The organism is Campylobacter geochelonis, from assembly GCF_013201685.1.
Classification (GTDB): Bacteria; Campylobacterota; Campylobacteria; order Campylobacterales; family Campylobacteraceae; genus Campylobacter_B; species Campylobacter_B geochelonis.
Window position 1 is genome coordinate 1699005 of the sequence record NZ_CP053844.1, and the last position, 20134, is coordinate 1719138.

Annotated in this window: 24 protein-coding genes and 1 tRNA gene; all 25 read right to left on the reverse strand. The window is 33.1% G+C overall.

From position 1 onward, the window contains the following. Positions 1 to 305: 305 nt before the first annotated feature. The gene (locus CGEO_RS07775) at positions 306 to 2504 is read right to left on the reverse strand and encodes an MMPL family transporter (RefSeq protein ID WP_075540165.1); all 2199 of its coding nucleotides are present in this window, start codon (positions 2502 to 2504) and stop codon (positions 306 to 308) included. Further along, positions 2501 to 3028 carry a LolA family protein gene (locus tag CGEO_RS07780; RefSeq protein ID WP_075495221.1) on the reverse strand — a complete coding sequence of 176 codons (528 nt, stop codon included), beginning with the start codon at positions 3026 to 3028 and terminating at the stop codon, positions 2501 to 2503. The genes CGEO_RS07775 and CGEO_RS07780 overlap by 4 nt, the downstream gene beginning before the upstream one ends. Continuing rightward, positions 3025 to 3429 (reverse strand): acyl-CoA thioesterase, encoded by a 405-nt coding sequence (locus CGEO_RS07785; protein ID WP_075540164.1) that lies wholly within the window; start codon positions 3427 to 3429, stop codon positions 3025 to 3027. The genes CGEO_RS07780 and CGEO_RS07785 overlap by 4 nt, the downstream gene beginning before the upstream one ends. Next, positions 3429 to 4337, reverse strand: a complete 909-nt coding sequence (locus CGEO_RS10225) for a lysophospholipid acyltransferase family protein (RefSeq protein WP_075540163.1) — start codon at positions 4335 to 4337, stop codon at positions 3429 to 3431. Before CGEO_RS10225 ends, CGEO_RS07785 begins: the two co-directional genes overlap by 1 nt. Beyond that, entirely contained in the window at positions 4327 to 5040 is a 714-nt protein-coding gene (locus CGEO_RS10230) for a glycosyltransferase family 2 protein (protein ID WP_075540162.1), read from the reverse strand. The genes CGEO_RS10225 and CGEO_RS10230 overlap by 11 nt, the downstream gene beginning before the upstream one ends. After that, positions 5033 to 6562, reverse strand: a complete 1530-nt coding sequence (locus CGEO_RS07795; protein ID WP_075495206.1) for an AMP-binding protein — start codon at positions 6560 to 6562, stop codon at positions 5033 to 5035. The genes CGEO_RS10230 and CGEO_RS07795 overlap by 8 nt, the downstream gene beginning before the upstream one ends. Beyond that, positions 6555 to 7100, reverse strand: a complete 546-nt coding sequence (locus tag CGEO_RS07800; RefSeq protein ID WP_075495204.1) for a COG4648 family protein — start codon at positions 7098 to 7100, stop codon at positions 6555 to 6557. The genes CGEO_RS07795 and CGEO_RS07800 overlap by 8 nt, the downstream gene beginning before the upstream one ends. Continuing rightward, positions 7090 to 7335, reverse strand: coding sequence for an acyl carrier protein (locus tag CGEO_RS07805; protein ID WP_075495202.1), 246 nt, complete (start codon positions 7333 to 7335; stop codon positions 7090 to 7092). Before CGEO_RS07805 ends, CGEO_RS07800 begins: the two co-directional genes overlap by 11 nt. A 2-nt stretch (positions 7336 to 7337) precedes the next feature. After that, positions 7338 to 7595 (reverse strand): phosphopantetheine-binding protein, encoded by a 258-nt coding sequence (locus tag CGEO_RS07810; RefSeq protein ID WP_075495200.1) that lies wholly within the window; start codon positions 7593 to 7595, stop codon positions 7338 to 7340. Next, positions 7592 to 8335, reverse strand: a complete 744-nt coding sequence (locus tag CGEO_RS07815; protein WP_075495198.1) for a lysophospholipid acyltransferase family protein — start codon at positions 8333 to 8335, stop codon at positions 7592 to 7594. The genes CGEO_RS07810 and CGEO_RS07815 overlap by 4 nt, the downstream gene beginning before the upstream one ends. Beyond that, a complete protein-coding gene (locus tag CGEO_RS07820; protein ID WP_075495196.1) occupies positions 8319 to 8990 on the reverse strand; it encodes a beta-ketoacyl synthase chain length factor in 672 nt (223 codons plus the stop codon). Before CGEO_RS07820 ends, CGEO_RS07815 begins: the two co-directional genes overlap by 17 nt. Then, positions 8990 to 9409 carry an excinuclease ABC subunit A gene (locus tag CGEO_RS07825; protein ID WP_075495194.1) on the reverse strand — a complete coding sequence of 140 codons (420 nt, stop codon included), beginning with the start codon at positions 9407 to 9409 and terminating at the stop codon, positions 8990 to 8992. The genes CGEO_RS07820 and CGEO_RS07825 overlap by 1 nt, the downstream gene beginning before the upstream one ends. A gap of 33 nt (positions 9410 to 9442) precedes the next feature. Then, entirely contained in the window at positions 9443 to 10654 is a 1212-nt protein-coding gene (locus tag CGEO_RS07830; protein WP_106381571.1) for an NAD(P)/FAD-dependent oxidoreductase, read from the reverse strand. Between the two features lie 137 nt (positions 10655 to 10791). Beyond that, positions 10792 to 11295 carry a hypothetical protein gene (locus CGEO_RS07835; RefSeq protein ID WP_075495190.1) on the reverse strand — a complete coding sequence of 168 codons (504 nt, stop codon included), beginning with the start codon at positions 11293 to 11295 and terminating at the stop codon, positions 10792 to 10794. Continuing rightward, positions 11295 to 11720 carry a hypothetical protein gene (locus tag CGEO_RS07840; RefSeq protein WP_075495188.1) on the reverse strand — a complete coding sequence of 142 codons (426 nt, stop codon included), beginning with the start codon at positions 11718 to 11720 and terminating at the stop codon, positions 11295 to 11297. Before CGEO_RS07840 ends, CGEO_RS07835 begins: the two co-directional genes overlap by 1 nt. A gap of 76 nt (positions 11721 to 11796) precedes the next feature. Further along, complete coding sequence (locus CGEO_RS07845) at positions 11797 to 12207, reverse strand: hypothetical protein (protein WP_075540160.1); 411 nt, start codon at positions 12205 to 12207, stop codon at positions 11797 to 11799. A 10-nt stretch (positions 12208 to 12217) separates the two neighbouring features. Beyond that, entirely contained in the window at positions 12218 to 13453 is a 1236-nt protein-coding gene (locus CGEO_RS07850; protein ID WP_075531924.1) for a beta-ketoacyl-ACP synthase, read from the reverse strand. Then, positions 13447 to 14175, reverse strand: coding sequence for a 3-oxoacyl-ACP reductase FabG (gene fabG / locus CGEO_RS07855; protein ID WP_075540159.1), 729 nt, complete (start codon positions 14173 to 14175; stop codon positions 13447 to 13449). The genes CGEO_RS07850 and fabG overlap by 7 nt, the downstream gene beginning before the upstream one ends. Further along, entirely contained in the window at positions 14168 to 14614 is a 447-nt protein-coding gene (locus CGEO_RS07860; protein ID WP_075495183.1) for a hotdog family protein, read from the reverse strand. Before CGEO_RS07860 ends, fabG begins: the two co-directional genes overlap by 8 nt. Further along, positions 14604 to 15776 (reverse strand): beta-ketoacyl synthase N-terminal-like domain-containing protein, encoded by a 1173-nt coding sequence (locus tag CGEO_RS07865; RefSeq protein WP_075540158.1) that lies wholly within the window; start codon positions 15774 to 15776, stop codon positions 14604 to 14606. The genes CGEO_RS07860 and CGEO_RS07865 overlap by 11 nt, the downstream gene beginning before the upstream one ends. Continuing rightward, entirely contained in the window at positions 15769 to 16164 is a 396-nt protein-coding gene (locus tag CGEO_RS07870) for a hypothetical protein (protein ID WP_133147195.1), read from the reverse strand. The genes CGEO_RS07865 and CGEO_RS07870 overlap by 8 nt, the downstream gene beginning before the upstream one ends. Before the next feature lie 13 nt (positions 16165 to 16177). Beyond that, entirely contained in the window at positions 16178 to 16696 is a 519-nt protein-coding gene (locus tag CGEO_RS07875) for a 4'-phosphopantetheinyl transferase family protein (protein WP_075540157.1), read from the reverse strand. A gap of 369 nt (positions 16697 to 17065) precedes the next feature. Continuing rightward, positions 17066 to 17156 (reverse strand) — tRNA-Ser (locus tag CGEO_RS07880). Between the two features lie 885 nt (positions 17157 to 18041). Next, positions 18042 to 18716, reverse strand: a complete 675-nt coding sequence (locus tag CGEO_RS07885) for a DUF3108 domain-containing protein (protein ID WP_242647988.1) — start codon at positions 18714 to 18716, stop codon at positions 18042 to 18044. A gap of 60 nt (positions 18717 to 18776) precedes the next feature. Then, positions 18777 to 19457 carry an orotidine-5'-phosphate decarboxylase gene (pyrF, locus tag CGEO_RS07890; protein WP_075540155.1) on the reverse strand — a complete coding sequence of 227 codons (681 nt, stop codon included), beginning with the start codon at positions 19455 to 19457 and terminating at the stop codon, positions 18777 to 18779. Positions 19458 to 20134: the final 677 nt, after the last annotated feature.

Consider the following 20134-nt stretch of genomic DNA (forward strand, 5'->3'; position numbering starts at 1 on the left):
GTTAAAATATGTAAAATAGTAAAGCCAAATCATATATAAAACAGCTATTCTATCAAAAAATTTAATCTAAAATAGTTGTTAAATAAGACTAATATATAAATTTTTGCTAAACGCGTAACTATTTTAAAAAATAAGCTTTAACTTTAAAACAACAACATACAAAAACTGCAAAACCGCAAGCGATGTTGTCGGTAACAGCCATTTTGGTATCTTTTCAATATAATTTTTAGCGTTTATAGACCTAATTCGCCTATCATAAATCACGTTATATCTACAAATTCGCACATTAAATTTACTAAACACAATTAACTTTTTTGCCTAAGTGTTAAAATCGAAGCAAAAAACGCACAAAACAGTATATTTAGTCCAACACTTAACCCAAAAACGCTAACCGCGGCAGTCTTACTAAAAAATAGCATTAAAAATGATATAGCGCTCGTTAGCGCAGCCAAATTTATGCCAAAAATTCTCTCTTTTACGCTAAGAGCCAAATTTGAAGCAAAAATCATATAATCAATCCCAACAGCGCCAGCTAAAATCACACCAAAAATTACAAAAATATTTATACCAAAACCAAATAAAACAAGCAAAAATAGGCTTAAAATCGTGCTTATCAAAACAAATACCATCATCTCAAAACTTCGCCTCAAACCAAAAAATTTCCAAAGCACAGCAAAAGCAAGTAAAAAAGCTAAAATTTTAAGCCAAATAGCTTCGATTTTAAGCTTTGAAAATGCCTGATTTAGGCTATTTGCAAAGTCTATATATAACGAGCCATTTGCATGCAAAATCTCATCTATCTTCGCTTCGTTTTTAACGTTGTTTAGAAAAATTAAAGTTTTATTTTCATCGATATAAAAGTGACTCAAGCTAGATAAAATTTCACTTTTTACAGCCTCTTTTGGAGAAATCGTAGCTAAATTTGACACCTTTAAAAGCTCATTTTGAACGCTAGTTTTATCAAATCCAAGCTTAGTATAAATTTCAAGAACAGCGTTGTCACTTACACTTTTTTTGAACTCATTTTTTAACTTAGTTTGCAAAGGCTCATCAAGTAAAATTTTACTAAGTCCACTATAATCATCTATCAAGCCATCTATTTTTAGGTAGTTTGTTAAATTCTGCTCCTTTGATAAAACGCCCTCACCTCTAATCAAAGCAAATTTATAAGATGAACTTTCGCCTAGAATTTTAGCCACTTTTATAGATGTTTGAACCAGTTTTTCATCACTTGATGAATACTCTTTAATATTATCTTTAAAATTTCCAAAACACAAAATCAAGCCAAATAAAACAGCAAAAATCACACATATAAAGCCTAAATTTAAAGATGAAAATTTAGTTAAAAATTTAGCATAAGTTTCTAAAACAACATCAACAAATTTGAGTGCTTTAAACTCATGATTTGCTAAAATCAAAGGCATAACAAAGTATGTAAAAACAAAAGCTCCAAGCAGAGCAAATAGCGAAAAAATCGCGATTTGCTTAAGCAAAACCGAGCTTGCAAACAAAAACACAAAATACCCGCCAGCAGTTATAAAAAGCCCAAGTAAGAAAATTTTTCGCATAGATTTTATACTTGTGGCATCAACTTTTTGATTTAAGTTTTTACTAAGCCAATGGATACAAAAATCAAGCATAAGACCAATCAAACTGCTACTTACAACTATACTTAAAATATGCACCTTGCCAAAAACTGCAAATGTCGCAGCCAAACCAGTAGTTAAGCCAAAAACCACAACCAAAACAACATAAAAAACACGCCAGTTCCTAAACCCAACCCAAACAACCACGCCGCACAAAACAAGCGCGATAATGCTCATATACAAGCTTTCGCTTTGTCCACTTTGCTTACCAAATGCCGCATAAATCGCACCTGAACTTATAAGAACACTCTTGCTTTGTAAATTTTGATATAAATTTATAAGCTTTGAATTATCATAATTTTGCCTAAGTTCGGCTTTTGCAAAATACCAAATTTCACCATCAAAACTCGCTATAAACCTATGTTTTTGATAATCAAATTTAATGTTTTGAGCTTGTGCTAAAAGGCTTGAATGCTTAGATAAACTAAAAAAATCAAGCGAAGTAGGAAGTGGTTTTATACTAAATTTATTAAAAATTTCACGCGAACTTTGCTTAAAAAACTGCTCTTTGTTTTGCAAGATTTCAAGTGCGGTTTTATGCTCTAAAGTCGCTAATTTAAGCTTGTTTAACTCATCTAAACTCAAAGAGTTTATCTCGTAAAATACATCGCTAAAAAGTTCACTTTTTTTAAACTCATCTATGGCGGTTTGAAATTTAGCTTGATTATTTGATAAGAGTATAACTTCGCTAGAAAAGCGTTTTAAAAGCGCATCTATCGCCTCTTTTTCGCCTTTTTCATAGTTGGTGTTTGCAAGCGAGTAAATGTCAGTATCGATGTTTTTTCGCTCTAAAAACAGATAAAAAACTAAAGAGGCAAAAACAAGCGAGAAAATCGAGAAAATAAGAGTTTTTTTCATCGTTTCACATCGTAAAATTGGCTTAATGTATTATCTCCTACAGTCGCATTAAGTTCAGTATATTTTACAACATCGCCCCCGCCAACGCTAATTTGCTTAAAAATCTCTTTTAAAAGTGCGCTTTTTGGAGTTAGCTCGATACGCCATTCTTGCGCATTTCCACTTAAATTTATACTAAAACTTTGGCTTAACTTTTTAAAATTAAGACTTATGATATCCATAAACATCTCTTTATCAAACAGCTCGTTACTTATCTTTTCCCACGCGCCGTTATTTAGCTGATAAATCCCATTTTTGCTTATTTTTATACTATTTTCTATAGGCGTTTTTGTTAGCCAAAGAAGCTCATTTTCTCTTAACTCAAACTCGCCAGAGCTTATAATAGGCTCTTTAAAATCGCGCAAAAACAAGCTTTCTTTAAATTTTCCACTCACTCCATCTGTTTTAACTATGTTTTTTAGCTCATCCAAACTAAAAGAAAAAGCCAAATTTAGAATTAAAACTAAGCCTACAACCGCTCTCATCCGCGCTCCTTTTCTAGCCTTTTTCTAGCAACTTCTGGCAAGATAAAGCAAGTTTTTAACCCATCTATTTCAACGCAAACTTGCGAAGTAGTTGCCTTGCAAAGCAGTTTGCCACTTTGCGCATTTTTTATTTTATAACTAAATTTTAAAAACGTATCGCACTCTAAAAGCGCCACCTCTACATCAAGTTCATCGCCAAAAAATGCAGGATGGATAAATTTAAAGTCCATTTTAACGATAGGATAAGCAAATCCATCTTTTTTCATATCATCGTATGTATATCCAACTTCACGTAAAAACGCGCACCTTGCAGCTTCGATAAATTTGACATAATTACCATGCCAAGCCACTTCCATACTATCTACGTCATAAAACTCGACTCGCATTTTAAAAACTCTCATCACTGCCTCCAAAAATCAAAAAAATTATACCACTGCGCTGGATACTTCTCGCACTTTAACTCAAGCTGTTTTACATATCGTTCTAAGTGCGGTTTTACCGAAGCTTGCTTATCTTTTAAAAGTACAATTTTATCACTTAATCTCTCAAGCGATAAGTGAAATTTGCCATTAGTTTTAATACACCAAAACGTGCTTATCTTAACGCCTAAAAGCCCAGCTATCAAATACGCTCCGATGTTAAATTTAGCCTCTTTTCCTAAAAATTTTGTACTTAAAAATTTACTTCCATTTATAGGGATACGATCTCCCATTATAGCGATATGCTCGCCATTTTCAAGCAAAGTTTTAAAGTGAAGCATACTAGATATATCAAGCTCATCAACATGATAAATTTTAACCTTGCTTTTGCTTATTTTGTTTATAAAGTTGTTAAAATTTTGCGCATTTTTATCATAAGTTAAGATATTTATACTAATTCCATCGATTTTACTAACCAAAGCGCGAGAAATTTCGACATTTCCAAAATGGCTAACAAGTAGAATTTGCCCCATTTTTTGATTTAAAAGCTCTTGATATATAAACTCTTCATCTTCAAAACTCAAATCTTCATATTTTATCTTACCACACCAAACCGCGATTTTATCGCATATACTGCACGCAAAAGAGTTAAAATGTGTATAAATGCTACTGTTTTTTAAAACCTTATCACCAAAGCAAGAGGCTAAATTCTTTCTATACTCTTTTATATTTTCTCGCTCATTTTTAAGAGTTAAAAAATATATTAAAGATACGATTTTAGCGACTAAATCGATGATAAATTTAGGAGTATGCGAAACTAAAAAGTAGCTTAAATACAACCAAAAATTCCCAGCTTTTTCATTTTGCTCAAACCAACGTTTACTTTGCACTGTTTAGCACCTTAAAAATATAACTTGGTAAGCTAAAAAACAGCCTTGCATGCATTTTTGAAATCAGTAAATTATCTCTTAACATCCTAAAGTGCGACACTCCATCATCTTCATAAGCTACTTTTAAATCAAGCCAAAAAAGCTTAATCCCTCGCCTATAAGAGCGGATTAAAATTTCGATATCAAATTCCATTCTATCTGATTTTACACTTGGCAAAATAGAGCAAATTTCATCTACTGGATAAATTCTAAAGCCACACATTCCATCTTTTATATCCAAACTTAGTGTATTAATAGCGTTCCAAAAATTTGTTATTTTTCTACCATAAAGCCTTGATTTTGGAGCAAATTCATCATAGATTGGATTTGCGGCGATGATTGCGTTTGGATTTTGCATACTTTTAGAGATAAACTCTTCACAAAAGCTAATATCATGTTGAAAATCCGCATCAACTTGAAACACATGAGAAAAGCCAAGCTCTTTTGCAAAACAAAATCCATCTTTTAAACTAGCTCCCTTACCACCATTTTTTGCGCGCGTTAAAACTTTTACTTTAAGCCCATCTAACGCCTGTTTTGATGCTTTATTTGAACCATCATCGACTATAATAATCTCTTGATTAAAAGAGTTTAAAGCTTTGACTAATTTTGCGATTTTAAGCGGATGGTTATAGTAGGGGATTAAAAACGCTAGCTTATACATCAAATCTTCCCGAAGCGCAAAGCGTTAAATTTGCATAAATTTCAAAACTAACTCTTGAGTTTTTGATAGTTAATCTAAGCTCTGCTGTATCATTTGGGCGAAGAAGTTTTGTAAATTTGATATTTGAAAAGCTATTTTTTGGGCTTAGTCCAAGATACTTCGCGCAAGTTAGAGCAAATCCAAGCTGGATAAATCCAGGAACTATAGCAAAATCGCCAAAATGCCCATCAAAATAAAAGTCCCAAACGCTAATCTTAGCCCTAAAAATGCTAACTTCATCACTGCTTTTTATAAGGCTAAATTTTGGTTCACTTCTTGCGTAAAACTGCTCGTGAAATTTAGCCTTTGTTAGCTTTGAGTTTTGATTTTTCTCTAACTTTTCGACCACTTTAAAGTAGCGAACTATATTTTTATACTCACTTTTTAAGTATCTTTTTAGTTCATTTACAACTGCGATTTTACCGCCTTTTCTAAACTCATCTTCGCCAACTTCGCTAAGCTTGACAAGCGCTAAAACGCGGCTAAACTCTGGGTGCATTCCAAGATAGATATCATCAACAAAATCATGTTTTAGCAAAAACAGCTCAATCTCTTCAAGGCTAACTCTCTTTTCACTTAGTTTTATAATACGATCAAGCCTGCCATAAAGCGTTAAATCATCACCATCTACACTCGCACTATCGCTAGTTTCAAAACTCTCGCACCATGGCGAACTTACAACTAAAGCACCTTTTTGAGTAACGCTAAGTGCAACTGACTCAAACTTTTTAAGACCAAAGCCTTTATTGCACGCTATAACGCCAGTTTCTGTGCTTCCATAAATTTCAGTTATATCAATGCCAAATTTGGCTTTAAAAACATCTCTTGTCTGGTTTTTTAGACTTGCGCCCGCTGATATTATCATCTTAATGCCATTCATTTTTTCAAAATTTGCGTGTTGGCAAAGCACGTCAAGTATCGTTGGACTTGCGATTAGGGTATGGTTTTTAAGATTTAGCGCAAGTAGAGCTTCTGGATAATTATACTCGCCATCAATGATTTTAGCGCCACTAACAAGAGGTAAAAATACCTTGAAAGTTAGTCCAAACATATGCTGATGAGAAACACTTGAGATAAACTCATCGCTTTTACAAATGCCAAATTTATCACGCAGATAAAGCGCTTCATCAACCATTTGTAAAAGTGTTTTTTGGATATTTTTACTTTTGCCACTTGTTCCAGATGTTAAAAGATAAAAGATTTCATCTGTGTTTAAATTCAGCTTATCACTTTTATTTTTCGCCTTGATGGAACTGAAATTTGCATCATTTATGCTAAATTTATCATCAAAAAATTTAGCATTTGGCAAAAGATAAAGAGTAGTTTTTGCACACAATCCACCGAAAAAAGCGACGATAAAATCGCTTGTATTACTTAGATAAATTTGAGCCTCTTTGATATCGTTTTCAAGTAAAAATGCGCTAAATTTTAGAATTTGCTCTTTTGTAGTTTCATCGAATTTAAGCTCATTTTTATCAAACATCTTCTTGCCTTTTTAGTTTAATTCTATAAACATACTCGCCAACAAACAGCGCTGCGATTAAAACATATGAGATTGCTCCAGTATACAAACCCCAATAAATCTTATCTTCAAGAAAGATTAGCCCAAAAGATATCGCCCCATTAACTGCAAAAAACACAATCCAAATTTTAGTTAAATTTCTTGTATAAGCTATAACAAATTCGGGTAAATTTGGCTCTTTTAACCTAGCAAATTTTGTGATAATCGCCTCTTTTTTAAGGCTAAGCCCAAAAACAAAAAGCATAAAAATGTTTATAATCACCGGATAGAAATAACGCAAAGTATCGTTGTTAGCTAGTAAAATCAAGACAAAAAACGCACTTAGTAAAGCGCTGGTTTGCTTTTTGTTTTTATCGCTTGTAAAAATTCCTTGTAATCCCCACAAAAGTGCCATCACAAACACAGCATCTTTTGAAAACTCATAAAAAAATACAAGCGTAAAAGGATAAGCTATGCTAGCAATTGTAATTAAAATTTTAAAAATTAAATCAGTTTTCAAACTTTTTTGCTACCACTTCTACGATATCGCCCAAAGTTTTAATCGACTTAAAATCCTCTGGCATAAGACGGTGTCCTGTGTTTTTCTTAACATAATCAACCAAATCAATCGCATCAATGCTATCAATGTCTAAATCTTCATAAATTTTAGCATCCATTGTAATCTTACTCTCATCTATCTCAAAAAGCTCAACTAACGCAGTTTTTAAAATTTCAAAAATCTCATCTTTAGTCATTTCTAGCTCCTATTTTTAGCGATATAATCAGCCAATGTGCTAACTGATTTAAAAATCTCTTTTAAATTTGTAGTTTTTGAGTCAAGCACAACGCCATATGTTTTTTGAATAGCAAGTCCAAGCTCAAGCGCATCAACACTATCAAGCCCCAAACCATCGTTAAAAAGCACCTCATCATCGTCTATATCATCAGCTTTCATATCTTCTAAATTCAAGCTTTTAATGATAAGCTCTTTGATCTCTTGTCGCATTTGGTTCATAAATTTTCCTTTTTATATAAATTCTCTAACATTTTATAAAGCTCTCTAACACGCACTGGATTTGCACGGTTACTAGCAAAAGCTGTTATATCGATACTTTTTAAAACACTAAGTTTGTATGATATCAAATTCTTTGGCGTATTATGCCAAGACTCACCTTTTTTTAGGCTTTTAGGCTGCATATTTATCGCGATTGGTGTTAGAATTTTGGCTGAATTTATCGCTATGTAAAATGCAGCTTTATGAAATTTAATCTCATCTTTTGTTCTTGTGCCTTCTGGGAAAATAACCAAACATTCGCCATTTTTAAGCACTTTTATCGCCTTTTCAAGCAAAAGCTCATTTTGCGTGTTTGGGATATAGTTTGCCGCTTTGATTGCTAAAGATAAAAATAAATTTTGCCCAAGAGAGCTTTTTACCACGCAATTTGCCCGCCTGATATGCGAGATTAAAAACACAACATCAAGAAGCGATGGGTGGTTTGCGATGATTATCTGCGAGTTTTTACCAAGATTTTCATATCCATCAAACTCAAATTTAAGATATTTAAAAAATTTAGTTGCTAGTATAAAACTTCGCCACGAGATAAAAATCATATCTCTTGCTAAATTTTCTACTATCTTAAATCGTTGCAAATTCAGTAAAACAATCGGGATAAAAACCAAATTTCCAACCAAACAAATAAGTCCAAAAAGAGCAAACAAAAAGCCGACTAAAATCCGTCTAAACAGCAGTTTCAACGCACCATCTCCAAGTTAGTACTTCATCACTTACGCTCCATGATTTCTTAGCGCTAAGCATATTTTTTAAAAAAACTATATCTGAGTTTTTAGCTAAGCTTTCGTGCGTATTAGGTGTCGTTTCTAAACAAATTTGGCTTCCCTTTTCTATCACAACCAAAACCGCGTAAGCTAAATTTGTTTTCTTTGCGATTTGGTTATCAACACCCTCAAAGTAGCTTATCACAGCCACTTTTTCAAATCCATCTTCTAGTTTTAAATATCCGTTTAAAAGCCCATTTTCTAAGCTTAAATTTGAAGAAATTGCTGAAATTTCACTGTTATTTGAGCTAAAAATAGCAATTTGAGCTAAAGTTGCATTATGTACCGAAAGCGAAAAAGAAGTTGGCGAAATCGGTTCGTTTTTTGCCACATCATCTAGCAAAGAAAAGCAACGATTTATCTCGCCATCTCTTGAGCTAAATACGCTAGCAACGCTATTTGTATCAATTTCTTTTAGCAAATGAGCGCTAAATTTAGCACACTTTGAAAGCCTACGGCGAGCAAGTGGCGCTATGTGATTTAGCTCTGGTGTTACACAAAAATCTTTAAGCTCATCACAAATTTCAACATTTGTTATGGCATCAAATTTTAAGATATTAAAACTAAATTTCATTATTTTGCTATCACGCCTTGTAGCGTTACGCCAACCATAATGTTACCAACGCCACATTCAAACTCTTTTTTGCTAACAAATTTGTTTTTATAATAATAACTTGTCAAATTTACAACCTTTGTGCCGCCTTCTTTAACAGCCCTTTCTTGAAAGGTTTTAATCGCCGAAAGAAACGCCCAGTTGCAAGCATCTTTGTCTTTTTTAAATGCTGCATTTGTTTTTTTGTTAGCTGTTAAAACATCAGTTATCGCTTTTGCTTTTGAACCGCTTCCAAAAACCAGCTTTATCTTTGGATTTAAAACCTCTTTTGCTCTTGGATCATTTAGAGCATCAGCGATTGGAAATCTATGTACCTCATTTTTAGCATGAGCAACACCTAAAAACGCCAAAACCATAAGAAAAATAGTTAATTTTTTCATCTTTTCTCCTTTTAAAATAGTTTATATTTAATTTTAGCAAAAAGCAGCTAAAGTTTTTAGCTTCTCATCTGATTTTACCACAAACGGATTTTGTCTATCCCACGCATAACCAGCCAAAATCGAACTTATCATTCGTTTGATTTTTATGTTTTTATTTTTAGTGTAAATAACATCTTGAAACGCTCCATCATACCAGCCATTTACATACGTTCTAAAGGCATTAACGCCAAGCATTAACTCATCTTTATACTCTTTTTCCCAATCAACATCTTCATTTTTAAGCGTTTTAATCAGGCATTTTGATGCTAGTTTTGATGAATAAAGCGCTATAGTAACTCCAGAGCTAAAAACAGGATCTAAAAACTCAGTCGCATTGCCTAGCAGCGCAAATCTCTTGCCATAAAGAGCTTTTACATCTTTTGAATACCCATTTAGTGTTTTTACTTCCATATCCCACGAAGCATTGTTTAATAATCTTTTAAGCATAGGCGCTTTATAAACATGTGTTTTTAGAGTTATTTCGCTTGTTAAATCATCTGGATTTATGCGGTCTTTTTCGCCGACTACGCCGATTGAACAACGCCCATTTGAAAAAGGTATAAGCCAAAACCAAACATCACGCATGGTTGGATGAGTTGTTATTAAAATTTTATTTCTATCGTATAAAGGTTCTGTGATATTATCTTCTATATGCGTAAAATACGCTGTTCTAACAGGCAATATTGATGGTTTTTCAAGATTTAAAATGCGTGGCAAAACTCTTCCATATCCACTTGCATCAAGGATAAATTTAGCTTTTAACTCTTTTTTATTCTCATTTTCATCTTTGATTATAAGTGTTGCGCACTCATCGCTAAATTTAGCATCAACAACTTCTGTGTTAAAGCTAACTTCAACGCCTTTTTTGATAACTTCATCAACTAAAAGCTTGTCAAATTCAGCCCGTTGAACCTGAAAAGTCGTTCCAGCTCCAACACTACTTTTATCTAAAAAATCAAAATAAGTATACTCATCACGCCACGAAAAAGCAGCTCCGTTTTTATACTGAAAACCATGATTTTCTATAACTTCAAGCAGCCCTGCTTCTTCTAAAATATTATTGCAGTTTGCAAGCAAGCTTTCGCCGATTACAAATTTTGGCATTGTTGATTTCTCAACTATACGCACTTTAAGCCCTGCATTATGGCAAAAAGCTGCTGCTGTGCTTCCGCTTGGCCCAGCTCCGATAATTACAACATCATACACAAACCCCTCCTTATTTTTGATTTTTTAATACTGTTTTAAACTCTTTGTCTTGCTACACTGCATTTTAAATACCTCTTTTGCATTAGCATTTACTCAAAGCAAGAATATAAAAATAGTTTTCACATCAAATTTCTCTTTTATAAATTTAGTCTTGAAATATCTTCAAGTGCCAACTCTATATTTTTCTTAGTTGCTTCTGATATAGCAGAAGCTGCTCGAGTTATACCAGCAAATGAATCTTTTGACTGAATTGCAGTCGTAATAAACGAGCGTTTATATACTATTTTATTATCTTTTTTAACAATCCACGCTATTTCAACTTCAGAATTAAATTCTCCTGCGAACAAAGGTATATCAGTATATACTACAAAAACTTGGATTACAACATCTGGATTTGTATTTGTAACTAAACTAAAAAGTCTAGATCTCCTTATCGTATCGATAATGCTATTTTCTAAAACCAAAGGTTGAACAAATGGGGTTTGAAGTTTTGATTGAGGTACTCCATCGGCAACCACCATCACGCTTTTATCAAACTGTTTAGTTGTAGCAAAATTTGGACTAATACTAGGAGTTGAAATCGCACCAGAACAAGCAGAAAAAAATATCACTATAATTGGCAAAACTATAAATTTATACATTAAAATCTCCTATTTTGTTTTTCAAACATAACTTTTATAAGCTCATCTACCATAAATTCTGGCTCTTTTCTAGCAAATGATGTTCTTGCATTTTCGCCAACTATCATAGGAAATTTATTCTTACTATCTCTAAACTGAATTTTTAACAATATAAGGTAATTCCCCATATCCCAAAACCATCTATCTATATATGTAACAATAACATCGGCTTGCTTATGGTTATTTACCACACTAAATCCATTTTTTATAATAGCTTTTTCTATAAGCTTGTTTAAATCATTTTTATCTGTTATTAGATGCTCCACATAATAAGTTTTTGTATTTTCTTTATATGAATTTGGCACCACATATGCCTCTTGAGACACTATCGAACAACCTGTAAAAATAAATAATAAAATACATAAAACTCCAACATTTTTTACCATTTCATCTCCTTTTTAATTATATTCGCCTATTTAGCAAAGTCTGCTAAAAACCTTATAGAAGTTCTAACATCGCCAACTACACATTGATAGCTTTTACCGTTATGATAAAAGTTGTTTTTAAAATTTCCTCTATATTTACCGCCTTTGTAGCTCCTACTCTTTTAGCTTCTCTTATCAAGGCTTTAGTTGCTGCTTTAAAAACATATTTGCAAGCTTTACTATCGTTTCTAGCGCCTGCTTGCTTTATTACCCTGCCATTAGAAGCATCAAAATAAGATTTATCTTTTCTTTTAAAACCTTTTATAGTGCTAGAGCTTACTTTATGATTTTTTTTGATAATATTTTCATATCTTTTATCACTAAAATCAAACTTTACTCCACTTATATCAACCATAGCATCTTTTATAGGCATCTTAAGATACCTATCATCGGTATTAGCACTTAGTGCAAGTGCGGTTAAAATCACTGTAAAAACTACTTTTTTCATACTTTTTTTCTTAGCTATAATTTTTAAATATCAAAGATGTATTAACCCCACCAAAAGCAAAGTTGTTGTTCATCACATAATCAGTTGTGATGTTTTCTATATCTTGCAAGTAGCGTAGTTTTGCACATTCGCTATCTAAATTTAGCAAATTTAGAGTTGGATAAAACCTACTTTGTTTCATCATCATAACACTTAAAAAACTCTCTAGCGCACCACACGCACCAAGCGTATGCCCAAAATAGCTCTTAAGCGAGCTAATCGCAACATTATCGCCAAAAAGCTCGTTTGTTGCGATACTCTCTGCGATATCGCCTTGCTTTGTTGCGGTTGCGTGAGCGTTTATATATCCGATTTCGCTCGGTTTTAAATTTGCATCTTTTAAAGCCAAACTCATAGCCTCTTTCATAGTCGCACTTTGTGGTCTTGTGATGTGTGCTCCATCGCAAGTTGAGCCAAAGCCTACAACTTGTGCATAAATTCTAGCTCCTCTTTTTAAAGCGCTCTCTTCGCTTTCAAGCACAAGCATACTTCCACCCTCTCCAAGAACTAGCCCATCGCGATTTGCATCAAATGGAGCTGGAGATAAGTGTGGCGTATCATTTTTACAACTTGTTGCATAAAGCTTGTCAAAAACATATGCCTCACTAGGGCAAAGCTCTTCTGCTCCACCTGCTAACATCATATCTATCATGCCATATTTTATCGCTTCGTATGAGTAGCCTATAGCGTGACTTGCGCTCGTGCAAGCAGATGAAGTTGGGATAATGCGACCTTTTAAGCCATAAAAAATGGCGATATTTGCAGCTGTTGTGTGAGGCATCATTTTTATATAAGTATTTGCGTTAAAATCGCTTGGCATATCAAGAAGTAGTTTAACCGCCGAACAAACCGCGTCCGTGCTTCCAGTAGATGAACCAGCTGCTACGCCCATTCGCCCATCACGTAAATTTGGCACTATATCATCATCTTCGTAAAGCCCCGCATCTTTTAGCGCAAGTCCAGCAGCTTCAACAGCAAACTGTGCTACTCTTCCCATACTTCTTAGCTCTTTTCTACTCCACGAATTTGGTGGTTCATAGCCTAAAATAGGCGCTGCAAGGCGAGTATTTAACTCTTTGATTCTATCCCACTCTTTTATATAGCAAACCGCATTTTGCCTTCTTTCAAGCCCCTCTTTTATCTGGCTGTAACTTTTACCAAAGGCGCTTACATTGCCAAAGCCCGTAACTACGACTTTTCTCAACACATACCTCCATTTACGCCAATGACTTGTTTTGTGATATAGCTTGCTCCATCGCTTAATAAAAACTCAACCAAAGGCGCTACATCGCTAACTTCGCCAAAACGTCTAGCTGGAATTGCTTTTTTAATCTCATCAAGCGGTAAACTCTCATCTATCATTTCAGTTTTTATAAGACCTGGCGCTATACAATTAACCGTGATATTTCTTGAAGCAAGTTCGATAGCAAGGGACTTTGCAGCGCCTATAAGACCAGCTTTACTAGCGCTGTAATTGCTCTGCCCGCGATTTCCCATCACTCCAGAAACTGAGCTTATAACAACGATTCTAGCTGGTTTTTTCGCTCTAATCATATCCATTAAAACCGGCTTTAAAACATAGTAAAAGCTGTTTAAATTCGTATCTATCACATCTTTCCAATCATCGCTTTCAATTCCTACAAAGGTATTATCGCGCGTTATCCCAGCATTTAAAATTACCGCGTAATACACCCCATTTTCGCTCACATCTTTGGTTAAAACTTCTTTGGCTTGAGCTTCGTTTGCAACATCAAATTTAAGCATAACTGGTAATTTTTGAGTGATTTTTTCCACTTCTTTTGCAACACTTTTTAGTTTATCTTCATTTCGCCCACATAGCACAACTTCATAGCCAAGCTTTGCTAAATAAGTAGCAATCCCAGCGCCGATTCCGCCACTAGCTCCAGTTATCAAAACTCGTTTACTCACTTTTCATCCTTTCTAAGGTCTCTTGATTTGGGCTAAGAACGCTAAGTTTTGCGGTTGCATAAATTTGCTTTTGATCATAAATTTCGCCATCCCAAACTCCAAAACCACTCTCATCTTGAATAGAGCAAACCGCCTTTATATGCACACAAACTCCAACTTCTATGCCATCTTTTAAAATATCAAATTTCCTACTTCCTATCAAAAATCCAAGCGTTGGTTTTGCGCCATTTGTTTTTGCATAATACCCAGCATAAGCGCCTATCGTCTGAGCCATCAACTCAAGCATAGCAAATCCAGCCAACTTTGCATCACTTACATAAACATCGCCCTCTTTTATCAGGCGTTTTGCTGTGATTTGTTCAGGCGATATCTCTACAATCTCATCTATCATAATCATATCATTTGAGTGTGGCAAAAGCGTATCTATACTAAATTTCATCATTTTTTCCTATAATTACAACCGCATTATCCCCACCAAAAGCAAAAGATGTGCTAAGTGCGGTTTTTGGCTTTGTATTTGTTAGCTTGAGTGCTAAATTTAGTGGCGCTAAACTCTCATCATACGCTCCATCATAAAGATGAGGCAAAAGCCCATTTCCATGCTCTATCATCTCATAACACAAAGCACACTCAATCGCCCCAGCAGCCCCAAGCGTATGCCCGATAATGGGTTTAGAGCTACTACAAGGCGTGTTTTTTAAAGTGCTAAAAACTGCTTTTGCTTCCATTTTGTCATTTGCCATAGTTGCGGTTGCGTGCAAATTCACATAATCAACGCTTTTTAAATTCGCCATTTTAAGAGCATCTTCAATTGCTTTTATCTGAAATTTAGCCTCTGGACTTGGTTTTGTGATATGAAAAGCATCTGTATTTGTCGCATAACCAAGAAGAGAAATATCTGAAATTTCATCTTTGCTTAGTAAAAATACAGCCGCGCCCTCGCCTAGATTTGTCCCTTTTCTGTTTTTAGAAAATGGGTTTAAAACCTCATCGCTTAGCACTTCAAGTGAGTTAAATCCAAGCACGGTCATTGTATTTAAACTATCAACTCCACCACAAACCACAGCATCACAAAGCCCACTTTTTATAAGCCTTGCCGCATCTATCAAAGCTTTAGCGCCAGATGTGCAGGCAGTTGAGACTGAAAAACAAGCTGAGCTAAGCCTTAAAAAATCATGCAAAAACTCAGCAGGATTTGAAAGTGAGTTCATATCAAGGCTGAATTTATCATCCCAAATCCCTGTTTTTGCCAATGTTTTAAAATAACTCAAATTTTCTTCAACTCCGCTTGTGGTTGTAGCGATTACTACGCCGACTCGCTCGCGCCCAAATTTAGTTATTGCACGGTTGATTTGAGGCAATATCTGCGTGGTTGCAGACAGTAAAATTTGGTTTGTTCTGGTATGAAATTTCTCATCTGTTTTTGCGCTAAAACTTTCTAAATCATCATAAATTTTAGCTAAAACAAAGCTTTTATCATTATAAAAACTCTCAATCTTTTTTAGTGCTGTTTTTTGACTCATCGCGCTTTTAAAAGTTTCTTTCAAACTCGTTCCAGCCGCAGTTATAACGCCAGGTTGGCTTAGATAAACTTTACTCATCACTAACCATTTTTATGTTATAAATTTCGCCATTTTTTAAGGAAATTACGGCTGATTTTTCATAGTTTTTTATCATATTTAGTAGTTTTATAAAAAGCTCTTGACTTGTGTTGTTTGGTGGTAAAAACCCATCGTTTCTAAATTTGCCATCTTCTAAAATCTTACGCGAAATAGGACTTTTTGTCATCTCAAGCCATACAAAACGATAAATTTGAGCGTTTTTTGATACAAAAACTTGACTTGTTTTTTTGCCGTCATTTACGATAAATTTTTTTTGGCTAAACTCAAGATTTGGCGGGATTTCATAGTGCTTCGCGCATCCAGCAAAAATGATAAAAATCATGATAAAAACAAAATTTTTTATAGATAACAAACCTTTTTTATCCACTAAAATCCTTTTTTTAATATCTAAAAGCGATTGAAATAATAAATTTATCAATCATATAACTTTTATAAAACATTTTTCGACCTTTTTCATCTAAAAGCCCATCTTTGCTAAGTCCAACGCGTCCTAAAAACTCAAACCCAAGCTTCTTTGCTTTTAAAACCGCCTCTTTGAGCGTATAAATTTGATAAAAAATTTGCAGTTTTTCATCTGCTTTTTTAACAAGTTCACACTCAAATTCATTAAAACAAAAATCCATCACCCCATCTATATCTCGCTTATGCAAAATTTCCATATCTACGCCTAGTTTTCGCACTTTACCAAACGCAACAACTGCAAATTTCTCTTTATGAGAAAGTGAAAATTTAGCCTTTTTAGCCTTGTTTTTTAAAAATCTTGATGTGATAAACGAGCTATTTGTTTTTAAATTTGGCGAGCACTTTAGTTTACGCTTATCTTTTTTTGATAAAATTTTCTTCGAAAATTTAACATCTTCGCCATCAGAAAAACAGATATAGATATCATTTTTAAACATTTTTCCACCAAATTTATAAAGATATTATTATACTTATATAGATTTAAATTAGAATTAATTTATTATTTAACTGTTTAAAATAATTGTTTTTTTTGTAGCTTCATCGATACGGTTGTTTTATTGTATAAATTTAGTGTTTTATATCAAGTTGTGCCTAAAAATAAGGCTTTTAAAAATGATTACTAGATACTAAAATGGTAGTTTTACTAAAAATTAGATATGAGTAGTAAACAAAGAGATATCCAAATTCGTGATTTTAACTTGAATTTTGATCTAAAAAGATCTATTGATTTTCACTTAAATGGATACAAAAGGACTTTTTAAAAATTTTTATTGTCTAGCTATGGGTAAACTGAAAAAATATATAAGTGGCGGACAGAGAGGGATTTGAACCCTCGAGCCCCGATTAAGAGCTGCACCCTTAGCAGGGGTGTGGTTTCAGCCGCTCACCCATCTGTCCAAGAAAAAATAAGAAATGTGATTATATCAACCTATTCCTAATATATGGCTTAAATTTATAAAATAAATCAAAAAATAGATAATTTTATGAGATAGAAAAATAAATATTAAGATTTTGGTAAAATTTTTTAAAGAGGTATTTAAAGCAAGAGATAAAAATTTAGCAAAAATATTTCAAAGTAGATTACAAGGCTAAAATCAAGAGTTTTTTGATTTTGCAAAAAAGTTATAACGATATCAAATCGTTCCTTGATGCTATGTATTTATTTGTAAATTTTGTTTCTTTTTTGGGCTTCTCTAATCACCACTAAGCGAGCATTGATAATGTGATTTTTTAGCTTAAACACTCCGATATTCAGCTAAATTAACTTAAATTAAATTAATTGTTTAGCGCTTTAATATCGATTAAATTTAAACACAGGCTAATATGCACATTTACTAAAAGATTTATTTAAGTCTATTTCATAAATTTAAATTACAATTATCAGTAGCCTAGCACTACAACTATTTCAAATTATGTTATATAAATTTAACAAAAGTTAGTTTAGCAAGTCACATCTTAGCTAAAGCAGTTTTAATTTTACAAGCAAAATAAGTTTTAAAAATTATAAGAATAAATTTATCATATATAAGTTAGAAAAAGCAAATTTAGCAACACTTTTAGTCGCCACAATAAAAAATGTAAATTTTTAGTTCATAAAATTTGCATTTTCTAACTACCTTTTCAAGCTGGTTATTTGCCCTGCTTGGTTAAAACTTTATTTTTATTTATAGAAAATATAATATTTTATAAGTTTGCTGACATATCTAGGCATACAAACATAAAATATACTTATATTATTTTATGTTTGTTTTGTTTTTAACTCTTATAACAAACCAAACAAGCCTACTTTGCCTCTCCAACTATATCACCAAAAAAGATAACATCTTTTAAAATCGCCTTTTTTGCGTATCCATTCTCATCAAGCGAAAGATGAAGCTCACCTTTTTTACTTGAAAAAATCTTTTGATTTATATAAACGATATATGGCTGATACTTCGTATCTAGCGCTTTTTGCAAGCTCTCTTTTTTGCTTCCGCTTGGCATAAAAACATCAACTCTGCCATCTTTTTTATTCGCTCCAGCTGCAATTAGAGCGTATAGTTCCTCGTCGTGTTTTATCTTTGAAAAGTTAAAAAACAAGCTTAAAAGATCATTTTGCGCGTAGTAATCTAAGATTTTATCATCACTTTTACTTATATTTCCCTTTTCGCCTTTGTATCTAACAAAGTGGATTTGCGATTTTCGTTGGTTAAATGTAAATATTTTCTCATCTACTCTTACCTTACCGCCCTTGTTTCGCTCGACTCGATGAGTATAAAGGTGTGGCAAAAAATAATCCTTATAAATCTCGCCAGTGCTATAAAAATACTCTCTTCTATCGCCACTTAAACTATTTGCCAAGCCAGTCGTTTTGGCATCTATGCTTATCTCATAAGTTGCGTTGTTTTCGTGCTTTACTAGCTTTGCATCAGCCTCGCCAACCTTACCAAAAATGCCAAAACTAACATCATATTTCATATAAATTTCGCTAGCAAAAGCAAAATTTATAAAAATTAATAATAATAATGCTCGCATTAGCTAAATTTCAGATAAAATTCGCTCACAAACCTCTCGCGGATTTTGCGCTTTATAAATCGGTCTGCCAACTACGATAAAATCGCTTAAATTTGCCTTTGCCGTGCTTAAGTCTGCTACTCTTTTTTGATCGTCAAACGCCTCACCAAATGGGCGAATTCCAGGCGTTAGAGTCAAAAACTCTTTACTTGTGGCGTATTTGATAGGCAAACTTTCAAAAACAGAGCAAACAACACCATCAATCCCTGCTTGATTAGCGGTTTGACTCATCTTTATAACGGCTGATTTTATATCTTGATTATAAATATTTTTAAACTCATCTTCGCTAAAACTAGTTAGCGCAGTTACTGCTAGTACGAGTGGACGGTGTGGGCGTGAGTTTAAACGGTTCATAACCTCGCTCATAGCCGCTAGTCCGGCACTTGCGTGAAGATTTATCATATCAACTTCAAGGTTTGCCACCACTTCACAAGCATCCGCTAGCGTGTTTGGAATATCGTGAATTTTTAGGTCTAAAAATATCTTAAAATCATCAGTTTGATGAATCGCATCAATCAGCTTAACGCCATCTCGTAAGTAGCTTCTAAGCCCGATTTTAAACCAAACATCAAGCCCTTTTAGCTCTTTAACCAAAGCCAAATTTGTATTAAAACTCGCTGTATCAAGCGCCACACAAAGTTTCATTTTTCACCTTTTTCTAAATTTAGAAATTATAACAAATTTTATATAAAATACTTATTTAGGGCTAAATTTATGCAAATTTTATACCAAATTTGTCAAACAATTAAGCGCAAAAATTTATTAAATTTATCCACAATACTGCGGCTATAAAAAGCATTTTAAGTGCTAGCAACTCACTAAATTTAGACAAATTTGTCACAAAAAGTAACGCCACCTGATAATATTTATGCTTAGTTTGTTAAATGCCAATGACTTTGTCTTTTTATTTACAAGAATAGAAGATAATTATAATTAATTTTTATTTTTAAATGAAAGATAGTGTCAAAAATTTTATAAACTTTGTTAAAAAATTTAAGATAAAAATTGTTGATAAAATGATTTAAAAGCAATTTTATTTTAAAACTTACACTATAAATGCATAATTATTTTATTTATGCAAAAATAAATTTATCTTATGATATCTACTAACTATAAAAATAAAAATATAAAATTTACTAAATTTATGACGCTTTTAAACTTTTGGTTATAAATTTAAGATCATTATATAATAGATTTGCCAGCTTAATGTGATTAGCCTTAAAAATTATACCGCTTTTTGTTTACACTATTCAAGAGATTTGTGGATAAAAAGCTAAAAACTTATAAAAATATAATCAATCTAATTTATAAAAATATTTTTT